An 18,819-nucleotide genomic window follows, 5' to 3' on the forward strand; every position below is an offset into this window, starting at 1 on the left:
GATGAAAACCCTGATCCGCAAAGCCGATGTGGTCGTGACCATGGACGCCGCAAGACGCGAGATCAAAGGCGCGGACGTGCTGATCGATGGCGGGGAAATCCTCGCCATCGGCCATGACCTGCCCTCTGACGGCGCCGAGATCGTCCATGCGGCGGGCTGCGTGGTGACGCCCGGCCTGATCAACACCCATCACCATCTGTTCCAGACCCTGACCCGCGCCGTGCCCGCAGCACAAGACGCCGCGCTGTTCGGCTGGCTGCGCACGCTCTATCCGATCTGGGGCCGCATGGGCCCGGACGATATCCGGCTGTCGGCGCAGATCGGGCTGGCCGAACTGGCGCTGTCGGGCTGCACCTGCTCGTCGGACCATCTGTATCTCTTCCCGAACGGCGCGCGGCTGGATGACAGCATCGAAGCCGCAAGCGACATCGGCATCCGCTTTCATGCCACGCGCGGGGCGATGTCGATCGGCGAAAGCATGGGCGGCCTGCCGCCCGATGCGCTGGTCCAGCCCGAGGCCGCGATCCTCAAGGACAGCGAACGTCTGATCGCCGCCTTCCATGACCCGAAGCCCGGCGCGATGCTGCAGGTCGCGCTGGCCCCCTGCTCGCCCTTCTCGGTCAGCCGCGAGCTGATGCGCGACGCGGCCATTCTGGCGCGCGAAAAGGGCGTGCGCCTGCATACGCATCTGGCCGAAAACGACGAGGACATCGCCTATTCTCTGGCGAATTTCGGCATGCTGCCCGGCGATTACGCCGAAAGCCTTGGCTGGACCGGCGATGATGTCTGGCACGCGCATTGCGTCAAACTCTCCGACAGCGAAATCGACCTGTTCGCCCGCACCGGCACGGGGGTCGCGCATTGCCCCTGCTCGAATGCCCGGCTTGCCTCGGGGATCGCGCCGGTCAGGGCCATGCGCGATGCAGGCGTGCCGGTCGGCCTTGGTGTCGATGGCTCGGCCAGCAATGACTGCTCGCATCTGGGCCTCGAGGCGCGGCAGGCCATGCTCATGGCACGGCTGAAGAACGGCCCCGCCGCCATGGGCGCGCGCGAGGCGCTGGAAATCGCCACCCTCGGCGGCGCCCGCCTCCTGGGCCGCAGCGATCTGGGCGCGCTCGAACCCGGCAAACGCGCCGACCTCGTGCTGTGGGACGTGACCGAACTTGCGGCGGCAGGCGAATGGGATCCCGTCGCGGCCCTTGTCTTCTGCGCGCCGATGCGGCCCAGATCCGTTTATGTCGAGGGCCGCGCCGTGGTCCGCGACCACCAGCTTCTGACCGCCGACCCGCGCCGCCTGAACGAACAGGCACGCAGGGCCACCGCCCGACTTGCGACCTGAAAGGATCCCCATGACCGGCTATCTGACAACCCATGTCCTCGACACCGCCAATGGCGCCCCGGCGCAAGGCATGAAGATCGACCTCTATCGCCTCGACCCGGACCGCCGCCTGATTGCGCAGACCACCACCAACCATGACGGGCGCACCGACAGCCATATCCTGCCCGCAGACCAGTTCCAGCCTGGCGAATACGAACTGGTGTTCCATGTCGGCGACTGGCTGGACGCGCAGGGCCATCAGGCCGGCAAGCCGCGCTTTCTGGACACCATTCCCCTGCGCTTCGGCATGTCGGAACAGGACCATTACCACGTCCCGCTGCTGATCTCGCCCTATGGCTATTCGACCTATCGCGGCAGCTGATTTCTCTGTTCCGAAAATACTCCGGGGGTGAAGGCCCCCAAAAAGGGGGCCGAGGGGGCAGCGCCCCCTTTTTGCCGTTTCAACCGCCAGCCTGCCCGAAAGATTTTCAACCAAATCTTTAGACAGCCACGGCACTCCTCCGGATTTTCGCAAATGGCGGCAATGCGCTAGGATCGGGCCAGCAAGACAGGGAGCATTTGATGTCCGATTTCGCCGTGATCTGGGACTGGCTGGCCTTCGCGATCCGCTGGACGCATGTCGTCACCGCGATCGCATGGATCGGGTCGTCCTTCTATTTCGTCGCCCTAGATCTGGGCCTGCAAAAAGCCCCGCATCTGCCCAAGGGCGCGCATGGCGAGGAATGGCAGGTCCATGGCGGCGGCTTCTACCACATCCAGAAATACCTCGTCGCGCCCGAGCGGATGCCCGAACACCTGACCTGGTTCAAATGGGAAAGCTATGCCACCTGGCTTTCGGGGGCGGCGCTGCTGATGGTGACCTATTGGGTCGGCTCGGAACTGTTCCTGATCGACCCCGCCAAGATGGCGCTTGCGCCCTGGCAGGCCATCCTGATTTCGGCCGGGTCGCTGTCGATCGGCTGGCTGGTCTATGACACGCTGTGCAAATCGCGGCTGGGCGAAACGCCGACGCTGCTGATGCTGCTGCTGTTCGTCCTGCTTCTGGTGATGGGCTACAGCTATAATCAGGTCTTCACCGGCCGGGCCACCATGCTGCATCTGGGCGCTTTTACCGCGACGATCATGACGGCGAACGTCTTTCTGATCATCATGCCGAACCAGCGCATCGTCGTCGCCGATCTGAAGGCGGGCCGCGCGCCCGATCCGAAATATGGCAAGATCGCCAAGCTACGCTCGACCCATAACAACTACCTGACGCTGCCCGTCGTCTTTCTGATGCTGTCGAACCATTACCCGCTGGCCTTCGCCTCGGAACTGAACTGGGTCATCGCCGGGCTGATCTTCCTGATGGGCGTGACCATCCGGCATTTCTTCAACACCATGCATGCCCGCAAGGGCTATCAGTGGTGGACCTGGGCGGTCACGGCGATCCTTTTCATCATCGTGATGTGGCTCTCGACCGCGCCGATGTTTCGCGAAACCGTCGAACAGTCCGAGGCCCGTCCCCTGACCGCCACCCAGACCGCCATGATCGAGGCTCGCGGATGGGAGCCCGCCTTCAACGCCGTCATGGGCCGCTGCAGCATGTGCCACGCGCGCGAGCCCAGCTATGAAGGCATCCACACCGCGCCCAAGGGCGTGCTCCTGGAAACCCCCGACGACATCACCCGTGCCGCGCGCGAGATCTATATTCAGGCGGGCGTCACCAATGCCATGCCGCCGGCCAATGTCAGCTTCATGGAGCGTGCCGAACGGCAGGCGATCATGGACTGGTATCGCAGCTTGCCCAAGACCTTCGCCTTCAACTAAGACGGCAAAAGCCCTGTGGCCCGCGCCGCCCCACGGGGCGGCTTTCTGCTGTCATGGGGGGACCGATGCCCGATCTTGCGAACCTTCTGGGCTTTGCCGCCATCGCGCTTGGCATGGTGCTGACGCCGGGGCCGAACATGATCTATCTGATCTCGCGGTCGATCTGTCAGGGACCGGGGGCGGGGCTGATCTCGCTGGGCGGGGTGGCGCTGGGGTTCGTGGTCTATCTGCTCTGCGCGGCGCTGGGGATCACGGCCATCGTCATGGCCGTGCCCTATGCCTATGACGCGCTGCGCATCGCCGGGGCGGGCTATCTCTTATGGCTGGCATGGCAGGCGGTGCGCCCCAATGGCCGGGCGGCCTTTCAGCCGCGCACCCTGCCCCATGATCCGGCGCGCAAGCTGTTTCTGATGGGGCTGCTGACCAGCCTGCTGAACCCCAAGATCGCCGTGCTGTATCTGTCGCTGCTGCCGCAATTCATCCGCCCCGAACAAGGCCATGTGCTGGGCCAATCGCTGGCGCTTGGCTTTACCCAGATCGCCATCAGCGTCACCGTCAATGCGATGATCGCGCTGACCGCAGGATCGGTCGCGGCCTTCCTGTCGCGCCGCCCGGTCTGGGCCTTGGCGCAGCGCTGGCTGATGGGCAGCGTGCTGGCGGGCCTTGCGCTGAAGATGCTGACCGAGGCCCGCCGCTGATCCAAGGCGTCAGTCGAACTGCCCCCGCGTCTCGCGCGCGATATAGTCGGCAAACAGCCGCACCTTCGGATCCTGCAACCGCCGATGCGGCGTCAGCACACCGAATTGCGCGGGCATGGGCAACGTGTCGGGCAGGATCTGCACCAGCCGCCCCGAGATCAGATGCTCGGCCACCTCATATTTCGGGCGGTTGGCGATGCCGCAGCCATCCAGCGCCCAGTCGGTCAGGACATCGCCGTCATCGGCGTCGAAATGCCCGTTCACCAGCATCTTCTGCGGGCCTTCCGGGGTCTGCAGCACCCAATAGAATTCCGGGCTGCGCGGATAGCGCAGCAGCAGGCAGTTATGGGCCAGCAATTCATCCGGGGTCTGCGGCGTGCCGTGCTTGGCCAGATATTCCGGCGTTGCCACCAGGATCCGCTTGCATTCCGCGATACGACGCCATTTCAACGCGCTGTCCTGCGGCTCGCCCAGAAAGAACGACAGGTCGATCCCGTCGGCGATGATGTCCACATTGCGATCCGACAGGCGCAGGCGGATTTCCACGCCGGGATATTCCGCACAGAACCTCGGCACCAAAGGCGCGATCAGCCGCCGACCCAGCCCCAAGGGGGCCGTCACCCGCAACGCGCCATGCGGCATCCCCGAAAAGCCCGACACCACCGCCTCGGCCTCGTCCAGCGTTTCGATCACCCGGCGCGCGCTGTCGTAAAACGCCCGCCCCACCTCGGTCGGCACCAGCTTGCGAGTCGTGCGATTCAACAGCCGCACCCCGAAGCGGGTCTCCAGATCCTTGATGCGATTTGAGGCAACTGCCGGAGACATACGCAAATCGCGCCCTCCGGCCGTGATCGACCCAAGCTCGACGACGCGCACGAAAACACGAAGACTTTCAAGATATGCCACGGCTCAAACCCGCTTCTTTCAAGGAATGGCTGAAAGTCTTATGCTCAATCACAGGATTCCGCAAAGCCGAATTCACGTCTAGGCTTTCCCCATACCCAGCAAGTGCGAGGAACTGATGGGCGGTACGATACGCTTTCTGTTGAATGACACCGAAATCAGCCTGACCGAAGCGGGATCGCGCGACACGCTGCTGGATTTCCTGCGCCTGAACCGTCGCCTGACCGGCACCAAGGAGGGCTGCGCCGAGGGCGATTGCGGTGCCTGCACCGTGCTGGTGGGCCGTCTGCATCACGGGCGGCTGCACTATGAACCGATCAATGCCTGCATCCGCTTTCTGGCCTCGTGCCATGGCTGCCATGTGGTGACGGTCGAACATCTGCGCGGCCCGCAGGGTTTGCACCCGGTTCAGGCGGCGATGGTGGAACATCACGGCAGCCAATGCGGGTTTTGCACGCCGGGCTTTGTCATGGCGCTTTACGGGCTGTGGATGCAGAACCCGCGCCCCGACATGCTGGCGGTGGAAACCGCGCTGCAAGGCAATCTGTGCCGCTGCACCGGGTATGAGCCGATCGTGAAAGCCGCCTTCGCCGCCTCGCAGGCCGGGGGGCAGAATTTCGACGCGCTGACCGTGGAACGCGACCGCGTGACGGCATGGCTGGCCGATCTGCCCCGCCAGCGCGTCACCGTGTCGCGCGGCGATGACCGCGCCATCCTGCCCGCCGATGCCGCCGATCTGGCGCAGGTGCTGGCCGAAAACCCCAAGGCCACCATCGTCGCGGGCGCGACCGATGTGGGGCTGTGGGTGACCAAGTTCCTGCGCGACATCTCTCCGGCCGTGTTCATCGGCCATTTGCAGGATCTGAAGCATATCCAGATCACGCCGGGCCAGATCAGCATCGGCGCGGGCGTGACCTATTCGGAATTCGAGCCCTTCATCCTGCAACATTTCCCCGAGGCGCTGGATTACTGGCGCCGCATCGGCGGCTGGCAGGTGCGCAATGCCGGGACCATCGGCGGCAATGTCGCCAATGGCTCGCCCATCGGGGAAACCCCGCCCTTGCTGATCGCGCTTGGGGCGACGATGACGCTGTGCAGCGCCGCAGGGACGCGCGACATCGCGGTCGAGGATTTCTTCATCGACTATGGCAAGCAGGACCGCCGCCCCGGCGAGTTCGTGCAGGCGATCCATGTGCCGTTGCGCGGCGATGCCCGCATCGCGGCCTATAAGGTGTCAAAGCGCCATCATGCCGACATCACCGCATCTGCGGCGGCCTTTCACATCGAAACCGACGGGGCCACGATCACCGATGCCCGCGTGGCCTTCGGCGGCATGGCGGCCACGCCGAAACGCGCAGCGAACGCCGAAGCCGCGCTGCGCGGCCAGCCCTTCAGCGCCGAAACCTTCGAGGCCGCAGCCCATGCCGTGGCCAATGATTTCACGCCGCTGTCGGACTGGCGCGCCAGCGCCGAATACCGTCAGACGCTTGCCGCCAATTTCTTCCGCCGCTTCTGGCTGGAACAATCCGGTCAGGACCACCGCCTGAGGAGGGTCGAATGAAACAGGACGTGATTGCCCGTGGGGCAGCCCACAGCTCGATCATTCATGACAGCGCCGAAAAGCACGTCACGGGTCAGGCCGATTACACCGACGATCTGACGCTGCCCGAAGGCACGCTGCATGCCTATCTGGGCCTTTCGACGGTCGCGCATGGCCGCATCAGCCGCATGGATCTGGACGCGGTGCGCAAGGCCAGCGGCGTGCATCTGGTGCTGACGGCCGATGACATTCCCGGCGTCAACGACATCAGCCCGAACGGGCTGCACGACGATCCGGTCTTTGCCTTTCCCGAAGTGCAGTTCCACGGCCAGCCGATCTTTGCGGTGATCGCCGAAACCCGCGATCAGGCGCGGCGCGCCTGCAAGCTGGCAAAGCTGGATTACGAAGAACTGCCCTTTGCGCTGGACGCGATGGCGGCGCGCGACGCGGGCATGGGCTATGTGACGAAGCCCTTGACGCTTTCGCGCGGCGACATGGCCGCGCTGGATGCCGCCCCCCGCCGTCTGGACGGGCGGCTGACGGTCGGCGGGCAGGAACATTTCTATCTGGAAAGCCAGATCGCGCTGGCCATCCCCGGCGAGGATGACGAGGTGGTGCTGCACACCTCGACCCAGCACCCGACCGAGGTGCAGCATATGGTGGCGCATGTGCTGCATGTCCCGGCCAATGCCGTGGTGGTCAATGTGCGGCGCATGGGCGGCGGCTTCGGCGGCAAGGAAACGCAGATGAACCTCTTCTGCTGCGTGGCGGCCCTTGCGGCCAAGCGGCTGAAGCGGGCGGTCAAGCTGCGTCCCGACCGCGACGACGATTTCGCCATCACCGGCAAACGGCATGATTTCGTCATCGACTATGACGTGGGCTATGACGATACCGGCCGCATCCACGCGGTCAGCGGCGATTTCTATGCCCGCTGCGGCTTCTCGGCGGATCTGTCGGGCCCGGTCACGGACCGCGCGCTGTTTCACGCCGACAATGCCTATTACTATCCGGCGGTGGAACTGCGCAGCCACCCGATGAAGACGAATACCTGCTCGAACACCGCATTCCGCGGCTTCGGCGGGCCGCAAGGCGTCATCATGGCCGAACGCGTGGTCGAAGACATCGCCTATGCGCTTGGCCGCGATCCGCTGGAAATCCGCAAGCTGAACCTTTATGAAAACGGCCAGCTGACCCCCTATCACCAAGAGGTCGAGGATCAGATCCTGCCGCGCATCTTCGAGGAACTCGAGGCGTCGTCGGATTACCACGCACGCCGTCAGGCCGTGCTGGATTTCAACGCGCGCGCCAAATCCATGGGCGGCACGATCCGCAAGGGCATCGCGCTGACGCCGGTCAAGTTCGGCATCAGCTTCACCGCGACCTGGTTCAATCAGGCCGGGGCGCTGATCCATATCTATTCCGATGGTTCGGTGCATCTGAACCATGGCGGCACGGAAATGGGTCAGGGGCTGAACACCAAGGTGGCGCAGGTCGTGGCCGAAGCCTTGGGCATCGACATCGCCCGCATCCGCATCACCAGGACGACCACAGAAAAAGTGCCCAACACCTCGGCGACGGCGGCCTCGTCCGGGTCGGATCTGAATGGCATGGCGGCGCTGGACGCCTGCCGGCAATTGACCCAGCGCCTGACCGCCTTTGCCGCCGAGGCCAAGGGTCTGACGCCTGACGACATCCAGATCGGCGAAACCGTGCGGATGGGGGGCGAAGACATGCCCTTCGCCGATTTCATCAAGACGGCCTATATCGCCCGCATCCAGCTGTCGGCGGCCGGGTTCTACAAGACGCCGAAAATCCACTGGAACCGGGAGACCGGGCGCGGGCGGCCCTTTTATTACTACGCCTATGGTGCCGCCTGCGCCGAGGTTTCGGTCGATACGCTGACCGGCGAATATGTCATCGAACGCGCCGATGTGCTGCATGACGTGGGCCGGTCGCTGAACCCGGCGCTGGACAAGGGACAGGTCGAAGGCGCCTTCGTGCAGGGCACGGGCTGGCTGACGACCGAAGAGCTGTGGTGGGACAAGCAGGGTCGGCTGCGCACCCATGCGCCCTCGACCTACAAGATCCCGCTGGCTTCGGACCGCCCCAAGATCTTCAATGTCGATCTGGCCGACTGGTCGGTGAACCGCGAAAACACCATCAAGCGGTCGAAAGCCGTGGGCGAGCCGCCCTTCATGCTGGGCATCAGCGTGTTTCAGGCGCTGAACATGGCAGTCGCCAGCTTCAACGGCTATCGCGCGAACCCGCGCATCGACGCCCCCGCCACGCCCGAACGCGTGCTGATGGCCATCGAGGCGCTGCGATGATCCGCGTGCTGATCACCCACACCCGCGGCTCGACCCCGCGCGAGGCCGGGGCCGAGATGCTGGTCACCGACAGCGCCACGACAGGCACCATCGGCGGCGGGCAGCTGGAATACATGGCCATTGACCGCGCCCGGCAGATGCTGGCGCGCGGCGAACTGACCGCGCGGATGAACGTGCCGCTGGGGCCGGAAATCGGCCAATGCTGCGGTGGGCGCGTCGAACTGGAACTGACCCGCACCGATGCGCTGCCCGGACAGCCCGACCTGCCGCAGGTGATGATCTTCGGCGCGGGCCATGTCGGCCGCGCCCTGTCGCGCGCGCTGTCGCTTCTGCCGCTGCGCCCGATCCTCATCGACCAGCGCGCCCCGGAAATCGCCCGATCCCCCGGCGAAACCCGCCTGACGCCCCTGCCCGAGGCCGAAATCCGCCACGCCCCCTTCGGCACCAGCCATATCATCCTGACCCATGATCACGCGCTGGACTTCCTTCTGGCCGCCGAGGCCCTGCGCCGCATGGACGCCCCCTATATTGGCATGATCGGCAGCGCCACGAAACTGGCACAGTTCCGCCGCTATGCCCGCGCACAAGGTCTTGAAACCGACCGCCTGACCTGCCCGATCGGCGCGGGCTTTTCCCATGACAAGCGCCCGGAAATCATCGCCGCCTTCACCGCCGCCGAACTGATCGGCCGCCTGACCCAAACCACTTCTTCGTTCGAAAAATACTCATGCGACAGCTGATCCGGGGGCGCACCCTCTCCTTTTATGCCGACCCCATCGACACCGAAACCGCCTATATCTATCACGAAGACGGCGCGATCATCACCCAAGACGGCAGGATTAAGGCCATCGGCCCCTATGCCGATCTGTACGACCCCGCCTTGCCCGAAACCGACCACCGCCCGCATCTGATCCTGCCGGGCTTCATCGACACGCATATCCATTTCCCGCAGGTGCAGGTGGTGGCCAGCTGGGGCGCGCAGCTCTTGGACTGGCTGAACACCTATACCTTCCCCGAGGAAACCCGCTTCGCCCAGCAAGGCCATGCCCCCGAAATGGCCGAGCATTTCCTGAACCTGCTGCTGGCCCATGGCACCACCACCGCCGTGGCCTTCTGTTCGTCGCACAAGGCATCGGCCGAAGCGCTGTTCTCGGCCGCCCATGCCCGCAACATGGCGATGGTCGCGGGCAAGGTGATGATGGACCGCAACGCGCCCGAAGGCGTCCTCGACACGCCGCAATCGGGCTATGACGACAGCAAGGCGCTGATCGCCGAATGGCACGGCAAAGGCCGGCAGCGTTACGCGATCACGCCGCGCTTCGCGATCACCTCGACGCCCGAACAGATGCAGATGACCGGCCAGCTGGTCCGCGAACATCCCGACTGCCACATCCAGACGCATCTGTCGGAAAACCGCGACGAGATCGCCTTCACCCTCAGCCTTTACCCCAAGGCCCGCGACTATCTGGACATCTACGAGACCTATGGTCTGCTGTCCCAAAACCTGCTTCTGGGCCATTCCATCCATCTGGAACCGCGCGAGATCGCGCGCATGGCCGAAACCGGCAGCCGCGCGGTCTTCTGCCCGACCTCGAACCTGTTTCTTGGCTCGGGATTGTTTGATGCGCAGGGTCTGCGCGACGCGGGCGTCGTCTCGGGCATCGCCACCGATATCGGCGGCGGCACCAGCTATTCCATGCTGCAAACCCTGAATGAGGGCTACAAGATCCTGCAACTGCGCGGCCAGAAGCTGCACCCGTTCGCAGCCTTCCACTGGGCCACGCGCGGCAATGCCCTCGCGCTGGGGATGCAGGACCAGATCGGCACGCTCGACCCCGGAACCGCCGCCGATCTGGTGGTCCTGAACAGCCGCGCCACCCCCGCCATGGCCCTGCGCATGGCCCGCGCCGAAACGCTGGCCGAGGAACTGTTCATCCTGCAAATCATGGGCGACGACCGCAGCGTGGCGCAAACCTATGTCGCCGGAAAACCCATGCTGCCGGGCATGCCGGGCTGAAAGTGCCAAAAAAAGGGGAAGCATGCGCATAGGCGTCACGTTGCGCGGATCGCTGATTTGTCCGAGCAGATGCGCGACGGCGGCGCGGGAACAGACCCTCGCGCTGCCGCCTGTCGGGCGTATTTCGCCGTCATCAAACCGCAATTGAAGCGCGATCCACCGCAGACGGGCAATAACACTCAGCGTGCGAAAACTGATGAACCTATCGTGGAATGCCTCGCGGTCGGCGGCGCTCATCCGCAGCTGCGCCCCACCTCGCGGCCCGCGCGCCTGCTGGCATGACAGGCCATTTCGGCGAACAAAGGTCAGGAGCTCGCTTGGCCTCAACCCTTGTGAATAGGCAAAGGCATCCAATGAAATTGCCTCGCCTTCTTGTCCGACATGCCCGAGATTCACCAAGACCGGAGCAAAACCCGACCGCTGGAGATATTTTCCTATCTGCACCATACGTCCCGAGCGAATATCTTCAACGAGGTCGGGAAAGGTCGTTCGCAACCGAACAGCAGCCTCGGACAAGCTGCACCAATCATGCATCGCGACGTAGATCGGCTCGGCACCAAGCAGCAAGGCATCGACAAGGTCCCGCGCGGCCCAAGCGCTCCAGCGCAGGTTATCAGTGCGCTCGAACAGCCCCGCATCCCGCGCCTGTGCAAACTGGTCCGGCCTCAAAGACATGGCCTGCAGGAAATCAGGTTCGACCAGCCCATCCGGGAACGATGCCCGCACGTCAGAATGATCGATCAGTGTCCATCCCGATGGAGATCGATCATCAACCTTTATTGCGGCTTGAATACCAGCCCCCTGCACCCGCATTAGCCAAGCTAGCGACATGGAACCATGCCTCAGCACCCGCTTGCCCAGCACCTCGTCGCCGGGGCGCAAGCCGCCAGCTTTCTATGATGTGCCGCTGCAAGATGTCCCGGAACGGCAGCGATTCCTCAGGGCATGGACCCTCGGCAAGCAAGTCAGGAAGACCGCCGAAAATCTTGCGCGGCTCGTCGTCGGACTGACCCATCAGATGTTGCAATTCAGTCAGCGCAATGCTTCCCCACCGCCCGAACAAAGCCGAAAGCCTGCGTCCGCAGGCCACCATGGCCGGTCGCAGCGAAGCGCACGCTATTTCGGCAGCGTGATCGCAATCGCCGTGCCGTCCAACCCAGCAGATGCCAGCCCGACCCTCGCAAGCAGTGCAACACGAATGTCAAATTCCGAAAAACTCAAGGCTGGATCGCAAGACCCGTTCCCCTAGCGTTGAAGGCCATGCTACGCTGACCATAGCCGTCTGAATCGATTGAGGGATTCTGCAAATGGGAATAACGCCGGAAATGGTCAACGCCGCCCAGCAGGCATGGTGTGACGGCCTTGTGAGGGTAAGCCAGACACATCGGTCCGGCGGGCAGGTCAAAGCCGTGGCCTCGGCGATGATCGACGACCTTTACGATTACAAGAACGGCGTCGTCTTCTTCAAACCCACGCTGGCTCAGGGCAAGAACACCTTCCGCGCCACCCACAAGGGCGCGCTTTCCTACTTCGTCGGTGGCGATCCCGACTTTCCCGAGGACACGGGCTTCGCGCTGAAGGGCTGGGACAAGGCGTGGTATGACAACAATGCTGCGGAAAACGGGATCCAGATCCACGGCGATATCGCGATCACCATGGGCAATGTTTATCTTGCCGATGTGGACGGCAATGAAATCATGGTCGACAAGACCTTTGTCTTTCGGCTGTGCGAGGACGGCAAATTGCGGCTTTGCGTCCACAAATCCGCCCTTCCCTATGTTCCTGCCGAATAAGCCCGCCGGATGTTCGCGTCACGCTTCGCAGTCACCCGCGGCGATATTTTCGGTGGCCTGACGGCGGGCATCGTCGCGCTGCCCCTGTGCCTTGCTTTCGGCGTCGCATCGGGCCTTGGTCCGACGGCCGGGCTTTATGGCGGCATCATCCTTGGGATCGTCGCCTCTGTGCTTGGGGGAACTGCGGTCCAGATTTCCGGGCCGACCGCGCCGATGACACTGGTTTCCGCCGGGATCGTTGCGGCGAATATCTCTCCGACCGGAGAGGTCAATCTTTCGCAGATCGTCGGCGTCTTCGTGCTTGCGGGCGCGTTTCAGGTCTTGTTCGGCATCCTGCGGCTTGGACAGTATATCCGCTTTCTGCCCTATCCGGTGGTTTCGGGACTGATGACCGGGATCGGGATCATCATCGTCATTCAACAGATATTCCCGCTGGTGGGTCTGGCCGCGCCATCGTCCAATCCCGTCGAAATCGTCGGTTCGCTTGGCATGCTCAGCCAAGGCGCACGTTTTGATGCCTTGGTCCTTGGCGTGGCGACCGTGGCGTCGCTTTATATCCTGCCACGCTTCATCAAGGTCATACCGCCGTCGCTGATCGCGCTTGCGGTATTGAGCACGCTTTCGGTCCTGATCGGACTGACCGTGCCGACGATCGGGGAAATTCCGCCCGGTCTGCCGCAGTTCGTGTTCCCGTCGCTGGATATGTCCGATATCAGACCGATCGTGGTCACGGCCCTGCAACTGGCGTTTCTTGGCTCGATCGACGCGCTGACGACCTCGCTTGTGGCCGACAGCCTGACCAAAACACATCACAACAGCAATCAGGAACTGGTCGGGCAAGGTATCGGCAACATGAGCGCGGCGGTGTTCGGCGGCATCCCCGGCGCCGGCGCCTTCATGCGCACCGCCATCAATGTCAAGGCCGGTGGGCGTCACCACTCCTCGGGCGTCATCCACGGCCTGTTTCTGCTGACGGTGCTGCTGGGACTGTCGAGCGTTGTCCAATTCATCCCGAATGCGGTGCTGGCGGGCATTCTGGTGGGCGCGGGCCTCAGCATCATCGACTATCGCAGCCTGGCGCATCTTTCCAACGCGCCAAGATCAGATATCGCGATCATGCTGCTGGTCGTGTTGCTGACCATCTTCGCAGACCTTATCACAGCCGTGGGCGTCGGCATGGTGATCGCCGCCTTCGTTTTCATGGCCAAGGTGGCGGGGATCTCAGAGCAGACATCGCGGCTGACACTGGCCAGCGATGATGCGTGGGCAGATGAAATCGGGCTGCCGGACGACCTGCGGAAACAGCTGGTCATCAAGCATGTCGAAGGGCCGCTTTTCTTTGGCTTCGTATATGCGTTCCGCTCGATCGCATCTCAGGTAAAGGAAGGTCAGGTGCTGCTGCTGCGGATGGAGCGGGTGTCCTATATGGACCAGTCCGGGATCTATGCGCTGCAGGATATGCTGGTCGATCTGCAGCAGGCGAACTGGCGCATCTGCGTCACCGGTCTTGAACAAAGCCTGATCGACCGCCTTGAGGCGATGCACGTCATTCCGGCTCTGCTGAAGAAAGAGGACATCTTCAGCGACTTCGAGGAATTCCGGCGTGCTTTGCCCGAGATCGCGCGCGGCATTGATCAAGAAAAGCCGTTGGTTTAACGCCGTCTTGCGGGCTGTCATGGGCGGCCCGGTCTGCCGCTGCTTAATCCCGTTCGCCTCGCCGATCATGTCGAAACCCATCGACACGCAGCGGCAGCGATCCGCACCCCGGCGATAAGCCTGTCGGGGAGCGTAGAAATTCGACATCAGGCAAGCGCGGAATGCTGCGCCGCTGAAGACATCGGTTCGGCGCGGATCGGCCCATGCGAACAGGCACAGCCATCCGGTGAAATCGCCGCAGCTTTCTGCCCATGCGCCCAAGTTTCACCAGAACCGCAGGCAAGCCCAAGCGCCACGCCAAACGGTTCCATCACAATGTCTGTCCCAGATGTGAACGCATTGCTTGGATTGTGTTTTTGCCAGATCCGCAGTGCGCGCCAAAGTTGGACCGCGATCCCCCTGACAGGCCGATCGCTCGTGCCAGCCGGTGCGAGATTTTCAACAGAAGGAATCCGTATGACCCGCTATGCTCGTCTTGCTCTGACTGCGCTGATGCCTGCCCTTGCAGTCCCCGCTTTTGCTGCGCCAGCGCTCGCCCAAGATACAGCACCCGAACGCCCGGCTTATGGCCCGCGTCTGGAAGGCTTTGACTATCCCCACCCGGTCGAGTTGGCGACGGTCGCCAGTCAGGGCAAGGATGTCGAAATGGCGCTGATGGATGTCGCGCCCGACACACCCAATGGTCAAACCGTCGTGCTGATGCATGGCAAGAACTTCTGCGCCGCCGCATGGGAAGGCACGATCACCGCGCTTAGCGAGGCGGGATACCGCGTCATCGCACCCGATCAGGTGGGCTTCTGCAAATCGGAAAAGCCCGATGGCTATCAATACAGCTTTCATCAGCTGGCGATGAACACCAAGGCCGTGCTGGACCAGCGCGAGATCGACAAGGCCATCGTCATCGGCCATTCCATGGGCGGAATGCTCGCCTCGCGGTTCGCGCTGATGTATCCGGAATTCACCCAGCAACTGGTGATGGTGAACCCGCTGGGGCTTGAGGACTGGCAGGAAATGGGCGTGCCCTATGTCTCGATCGACGAGACGTTCGAGGGGCAGAAGCAGACCACCTTTGACAGCCAGAAAAGCTATCAGCAGAACATCTATTATTCCGGCACCTGGAAACCCGAATATGACAAATGGGTCGAGATGGGCACCGGCATGTTCGCAGGTCCGGGGGCCGAGCAGGTTGCATGGCACCACGCACTGACCGCCGACATGATCTTTACCCAGCCGGTGGTGCATGAGTTCGGCAATCTCCAGCCGCCGACGCTGCTGATGATCGGCATGACCGACAAGACCGCGCAGGGCCGCGACCGCGCCGCGCCGGAACTGGCTCAGCAGCTTGGAGATTACACCCAGCTTGGCAAGACCGCCGCCGCAGCGATCCCGAATGCGACGCTGATCGAGTTCGAGGATCTTGGCCATACGCCGCAGGTCCAGGACCCCGACCGCTTCCACGCCGCCCTGCTGGACGGGCTTGTCGACGCCTGAGCCTAGGGGCGATTGCACCGCAATGGCGCAATCGCCTTGGGTCCGGGGAAGGCCCGGCGATCAGCCGATGCCGGACAGGATGCGCGCGCAATTGCGAGTTCCCGCAATGATTTTGCGCGCTGTGGATGAATGGATCAACATAATTGCAAGATTGCTGCGGGCGCTGGGGATCATATACACTGTTATGTCTCCCAGTGGTGGGGGATCAGGGGGCGGCCTTCGTGGTCGCCCCCACCATCTGCAGGCAAAAAGAAAGGCTGCGCGCCGAAGCGCACAGCCGTTGGTTGCAACCGCAGCCCGTGGCCCTTGCCGTCTTATTCCATGAAGAAGGCGAAGCGGATCACGAACAAGGCCGCGACGACCCATGTCGCCGGATGCACCTCACGCGCGCGGCCTGTCGCCAGCTTGATCAGCGCATAGCTGACAAAGCCGAAAGCCAGACCGTTGGCGATGGAATAGGTAAAGGGCATCATCAGAGCCGTCAGCACGGCGGGCGCGCTTTCGGTCACATCGCTCCAGGCGATGTCTTCAAACTCGCGCACCATCAGGCAGGCGACATACAGCAGCGCCGGTGCGGTGGCATAGGCCGGAACCGATCCGGCCAGCGGCGCAAAGAACATCGCCAGCAGGAACAGCACCGCCACGACCAGCGCGGTCAGCCCGGTGCGCCCGCCCGCCTGCACGCCCGAGGCGCTTTCGACATAGGCGGTGGTCGAACTGGTGCCCAGCATCGAACCGGCCACGATCGCGGTGGAATCGGCCATCAGCGCCCGGCTGAGACCCTTGTTCTGATGCGCCGGACCTTCGGTCAGCAGACCCGCCCGCTTGGCCACGCCGATCAGCGTGCCTGTGGCGTCAAAGACCTCGACCAGAACCATCACCAGAATGACGTGGAAGATGCCGACCGTCAGCGCCCCCGCGATATCCAGCTGCATGAAGGTCGGCGCAATCGACGGCGGCATCGACATGACCCCGCCAAAGGCGCTGGCGCCGATCACGATGGAAATCACCGTCACCAGCAGGATGCCGATCAGGATCGAACCCCGCACCTTCAGCGCATCCAGCGCCGCGATGGTGAAAAAGCCCAAGATGGCCAGCAGCGCGCCGGTCTGGGTCACATCGCCAAGGCCGACCAGCGTGGCCGGGTTATCGACGACGATGCCCGCATTCTTCAACGCGATCAGGCCGAGGAACATCCCGATGCCTGCCGCGATGGCGCTTCGCATCGAACTGGGGATCCCGGCGATCAGCCAGCGCCGGATGCCCGTCACCGACAGGATCAGGAAGATGATCCCCGAGATGAACACCGCCCCCAGCGCCTGTTGCCAGGTAAAGCCAAGCGCGCCCACCACGGTGAAGGCGAAAAAGGCGTTCAGCCCCATGCCCGGCGCCATGCCGATGGGCCAGTTTGCCCATAGCGCCATGACCAGCGATCCCAGCGCCGCCGCCAGACAGGTGGCGACAAAGACCGCATTGCGATCCATGCCCGTGCTGGACAGGATCTCGGGGTTGACGAAGATGATATAGGCCATCGTCAGGAAGGTGGTGATCCCGGCGATCACCTCGGTCCTTACGCTGGTGCCGTTGGCCGTCAGGCCGAACTGTTTATCTAGCATTTATCCTCCCACTGGCGGTTGGCCCGCCGTGACAGCAGACTAGAACCAGCGCATTGCGCAGAATATGCTGGCTCTGGCGACAGAGTTTCAAAACTTCCTTTAGAAAGCGGTATTATCAACGAAATCCGTTTTCTGTTTTTAGGAAAACACGACTTGCACCTGCAATGGGCAGTATGGACACAATCAGCCAGAAAACTGGAAAGGACGCAAGCGATGCGATACAGCCGCGACATGATCGGATATGGCGAACACGCCCCGGACGCCCGCTGGCCCGGCGGCGCCAAGATCGCCGTCCAGATCGTCCTGAACTATGAAGAGGGCGGCGAAAACAGCATCGAACATGGCGATGCCGCATCCGAAGCGTTCCTGTCCGAGATCATCGGCTGCCAGCCATGGCCCGGCAAACGCCACTGGAACATGGAATCGATCTATGACTATGGCGCGCGCGCGGGTTTCTGGCGGCTGTACCGGATGCTGCGCGACATTCCCGTCACCGTCTATGGCGTGGCCACCGCGCTGGAGCGTGCGCCCGAACAGGTCGCCGCGATGCAGGCCGCGAACTGGGAAATCGCCACGCATGGTCTGAAATGGATCGACTATCGCGACATCCCCGCCGAGGTGGAAGCCGAACACATCGCCAAGGCGGTCGAGCTGCACACGCGCATCACCGGCGAACGGCCCTATGGCTTCTATCAGGGCCGCACCTCGATGAACACGGTGGGCTTGGGATGCGAGGAAGGCGGCTTTGAATATCTGGCCGACACGATTGCCGACGACCTGCCCTATTGGCATGTCCACAAGGGCAAGCCGCAGTTGATGGTGCCCTATACGATGGACGCCAATGACATGCGGTTCTCCTCGGGTCAGGGGTTCGGCACGGGGGTCGAATTCTTCGACTACCTGCGCGACAGCTTCGACGTGCTTTATGCCGAAGGTCAGGCCGGGTCGCCCAAGATGATGTCCATCGGCCTGCATTGCCGCCTTGCCGGTCGTCCGGGCCGGGCCATGGCGATCCAGCGCTTTCTGGAGCATTGCCGCGCGCATGAGGGCGTGTGGTTCGCCAGCCGTCTGGACATCGCCCGTCACTGGGCGCGCGAACATCCCTATCACCCGCGCGAGCGGCCCTCGCAGATGGACCGCGATGCCTTCGTGCAGCGGTTTGGCGGGGTCTATGAACATTCGCCCTTTATCGCGGAACGGGTCTGGGACGCCGAGATGGGGGCCATCCACGACACGCCCGGCGGTCTGGCAGCGCGGATGGCGCAGGTCTTTCGCAGCGCCTCGGACGCCGAACGCCTGGGCGTGCTGAACGCGCATCCGGATCTGGCGGGCAAGCTGGCAGCAGCGAAACAGCTGACCGCCGACAGCAGCGCCGAACAGGCCTCGGCCGGGCTGGATGCGCTGACCGATGCCGAACGGGCCGAATTCCAGCGCCTGAACGCCGCCTATGTCGCAAAGCACGGCTTTCCCTTCATCATCGCCGTGCGCGACCACGACAAGCCCGGCATCATGGCGGCGATGTCCGCCCGCCTTGCCAATGACACCGAAACCGAACGCGCCGAGGCCGAACGTCAGGTCGCACGCATCGGCGCCCTGCGCCTGCAGGACATGCTGAAATGAAAGACAAACC

The 18,819-nt window shown here is 63.3% G+C and carries 17 protein-coding genes; 15 read left to right on the plus strand and 2 right to left on the minus strand.

Going from position 1 to position 18,819, the window contains the following annotated elements:
- Position 1 precedes the first annotated feature (1 nt).
- The 4 genes from GL284_RS06030 to GL284_RS06045 all read left to right on the plus strand — a co-directional run bounded on the left by GL284_RS06030 (position 2) and on the right by GL284_RS06045 (position 3,846).
- Positions 2-1,339 carry an 8-oxoguanine deaminase gene (locus tag GL284_RS06030; protein ID WP_155043696.1) on the plus strand — a complete coding sequence of 446 codons (1,338 nt, stop codon included), beginning with the start codon at positions 2-4 and terminating at the stop codon, positions 1,337-1,339.
- 10 nt (positions 1,340-1,349) lie between these two features.
- Positions 1,350-1,700: a hydroxyisourate hydrolase gene (gene uraH / locus GL284_RS06035; protein ID WP_155043697.1), complete on the plus strand. Its 351-nt coding sequence runs from the start codon at positions 1,350-1,352 to the stop codon at positions 1,698-1,700.
- 200 nt (positions 1,701-1,900) lie between these two features.
- Positions 1,901-3,148, plus strand: coding sequence for a urate hydroxylase PuuD (locus GL284_RS06040; protein ID WP_155043698.1), 1,248 nt, complete (start codon positions 1,901-1,903; stop codon positions 3,146-3,148).
- Positions 3,149-3,213: 65 nt separating this feature from the next.
- The gene (locus GL284_RS06045) at positions 3,214-3,846 is read left to right on the plus strand and encodes a LysE family translocator (protein ID WP_155043699.1); all 633 of its coding nucleotides are present in this window, start codon (positions 3,214-3,216) and stop codon (positions 3,844-3,846) included.
- A 9-nt stretch (positions 3,847-3,855) separates the two neighbouring features.
- On the opposite strand, the gene GL284_RS06050 is transcribed toward GL284_RS06045, so the two are convergent.
- Positions 3,856-4,752 (minus strand): LysR family transcriptional regulator, encoded by an 897-nt coding sequence (locus tag GL284_RS06050; RefSeq protein WP_341870287.1) that lies wholly within the window; start codon positions 4,750-4,752, stop codon positions 3,856-3,858.
- Positions 4,753-4,867: 115 nt separating this feature from the next.
- On the opposite strand from GL284_RS06050, the gene xdhA reads away from it, so the two are divergent.
- From xdhA to GL284_RS06095, 10 genes are all read left to right on the plus strand, one after another.
- The gene (xdhA, locus tag GL284_RS06055; protein ID WP_155043700.1) at positions 4,868-6,310 is read left to right on the plus strand and encodes a xanthine dehydrogenase small subunit; all 1,443 of its coding nucleotides are present in this window, start codon (positions 4,868-4,870) and stop codon (positions 6,308-6,310) included.
- Positions 6,307-8,616: a xanthine dehydrogenase molybdopterin binding subunit gene (gene xdhB, locus GL284_RS06060; RefSeq protein WP_155043701.1), complete on the plus strand. Its 2,310-nt coding sequence runs from the start codon at positions 6,307-6,309 to the stop codon at positions 8,614-8,616. The genes xdhA and xdhB overlap by 4 nt, the downstream gene beginning before the upstream one ends.
- The gene (gene xdhC, locus GL284_RS06065) at positions 8,613-9,356 is read left to right on the plus strand and encodes a xanthine dehydrogenase accessory protein XdhC (protein WP_155043702.1); all 744 of its coding nucleotides are present in this window, start codon (positions 8,613-8,615) and stop codon (positions 9,354-9,356) included. Before xdhB ends, xdhC begins: the two co-directional genes overlap by 4 nt.
- Complete coding sequence (gene guaD, locus GL284_RS06070; protein WP_155043703.1) at positions 9,344-10,633, plus strand: guanine deaminase; 1,290 nt, start codon at positions 9,344-9,346, stop codon at positions 10,631-10,633. The genes xdhC and guaD overlap by 13 nt, the downstream gene beginning before the upstream one ends.
- Before the next feature lie 57 nt (positions 10,634-10,690).
- Complete coding sequence (locus GL284_RS06075; RefSeq protein WP_155043704.1) at positions 10,691-10,915, plus strand: hypothetical protein; 225 nt, start codon at positions 10,691-10,693, stop codon at positions 10,913-10,915.
- Positions 10,916-11,005: 90 nt separating this feature from the next.
- Positions 11,006-11,449: a hypothetical protein gene (locus GL284_RS21285; RefSeq protein ID WP_196217073.1), complete on the plus strand. Its 444-nt coding sequence runs from the start codon at positions 11,006-11,008 to the stop codon at positions 11,447-11,449.
- Between the two features lie 37 nt (positions 11,450-11,486).
- Positions 11,487-11,882 carry a hypothetical protein gene (locus tag GL284_RS21460; protein WP_155043705.1) on the plus strand — a complete coding sequence of 132 codons (396 nt, stop codon included), beginning with the start codon at positions 11,487-11,489 and terminating at the stop codon, positions 11,880-11,882.
- Positions 11,883-11,940: 58 nt separating this feature from the next.
- Positions 11,941-12,426 (plus strand): hypothetical protein, encoded by a 486-nt coding sequence (locus tag GL284_RS06085; protein WP_155043706.1) that lies wholly within the window; start codon positions 11,941-11,943, stop codon positions 12,424-12,426.
- 9 nt (positions 12,427-12,435) lie between these two features.
- Positions 12,436-14,082: a SulP family inorganic anion transporter gene (locus GL284_RS06090; protein WP_155043707.1), complete on the plus strand. Its 1,647-nt coding sequence runs from the start codon at positions 12,436-12,438 to the stop codon at positions 14,080-14,082.
- A 456-nt stretch (positions 14,083-14,538) separates the two neighbouring features.
- The gene (locus GL284_RS06095; protein ID WP_230382918.1) at positions 14,539-15,573 is read left to right on the plus strand and encodes an alpha/beta fold hydrolase; all 1,035 of its coding nucleotides are present in this window, start codon (positions 14,539-14,541) and stop codon (positions 15,571-15,573) included.
- A 314-nt stretch (positions 15,574-15,887) separates the two neighbouring features.
- Here the strand turns inward: GL284_RS06095 and GL284_RS06100 are convergent, their stop codons facing one another.
- Positions 15,888-17,189 carry an NCS2 family permease gene (locus GL284_RS06100; protein ID WP_155043708.1) on the minus strand — a complete coding sequence of 434 codons (1,302 nt, stop codon included), beginning with the start codon at positions 17,187-17,189 and terminating at the stop codon, positions 15,888-15,890.
- Between the two features lie 213 nt (positions 17,190-17,402).
- Here GL284_RS06100 and puuE point away from each other — a divergent pair, with 213 nt between their 5' ends.
- Positions 17,403-18,809 (plus strand): allantoinase PuuE, encoded by a 1,407-nt coding sequence (puuE, locus tag GL284_RS06105; protein WP_155043709.1) that lies wholly within the window; start codon positions 17,403-17,405, stop codon positions 18,807-18,809.
- The last annotated feature ends 10 nt before the right edge of the window (positions 18,810-18,819 follow it).

Origin of the sequence: Paracoccus shanxieyensis (genome assembly GCF_009711265.1) — a bacterium.
In the GTDB taxonomy this organism is placed as follows: domain Bacteria; phylum Pseudomonadota; class Alphaproteobacteria; order Rhodobacterales; family Rhodobacteraceae; genus Paracoccus; species Paracoccus shanxieyensis.

What these genes read in the sequence shown, in the direction of transcription:
- GL284_RS06030 (WP_155043696.1), top strand. Translation starts at nt 2, where the DNA reads ATGAAAACCCTGATCCGCAAAGCCGATGTGGTCGTGACCATGGACGCC.
- uraH (WP_155043697.1), top strand. Translation starts at nt 1,350, where the DNA reads ATGACCGGCTATCTGACAACCCATGTCCTCGACACCGCCAATGGCGCC.
- GL284_RS06040 (WP_155043698.1), top strand. Translation starts at nt 1,901, where the DNA reads ATGTCCGATTTCGCCGTGATCTGGGACTGGCTGGCCTTCGCGATCCGC.
- GL284_RS06045 (WP_155043699.1), top strand. Translation starts at nt 3,214, where the DNA reads ATGCCCGATCTTGCGAACCTTCTGGGCTTTGCCGCCATCGCGCTTGGC.
- xdhA (WP_155043700.1), top strand. Translation starts at nt 4,868, where the DNA reads ATGGGCGGTACGATACGCTTTCTGTTGAATGACACCGAAATCAGCCTG.
- xdhB (WP_155043701.1), top strand. Translation starts at nt 6,307, where the DNA reads ATGAAACAGGACGTGATTGCCCGTGGGGCAGCCCACAGCTCGATCATT.
- xdhC (WP_155043702.1), top strand. Translation starts at nt 8,613, where the DNA reads ATGATCCGCGTGCTGATCACCCACACCCGCGGCTCGACCCCGCGCGAG.
- guaD (WP_155043703.1), top strand. Translation starts at nt 9,344, where the DNA reads ATGCGACAGCTGATCCGGGGGCGCACCCTCTCCTTTTATGCCGACCCC.
- GL284_RS06085 (WP_155043706.1), top strand. Translation starts at nt 11,941, where the DNA reads ATGGGAATAACGCCGGAAATGGTCAACGCCGCCCAGCAGGCATGGTGT.
- GL284_RS06090 (WP_155043707.1), top strand. Translation starts at nt 12,436, where the DNA reads ATGTTCGCGTCACGCTTCGCAGTCACCCGCGGCGATATTTTCGGTGGC.
- GL284_RS06095 (WP_230382918.1), top strand. Translation starts at nt 14,539, where the DNA reads ATGACCCGCTATGCTCGTCTTGCTCTGACTGCGCTGATGCCTGCCCTT.
- GL284_RS06100 (WP_155043708.1), bottom strand. Translation starts at nt 17,189, where the DNA reads ATGCTAGATAAACAGTTCGGCCTGACGGCCAACGGCACCAGCGTAAGG.
- puuE (WP_155043709.1), top strand. Translation starts at nt 17,403, where the DNA reads ATGCGATACAGCCGCGACATGATCGGATATGGCGAACACGCCCCGGAC.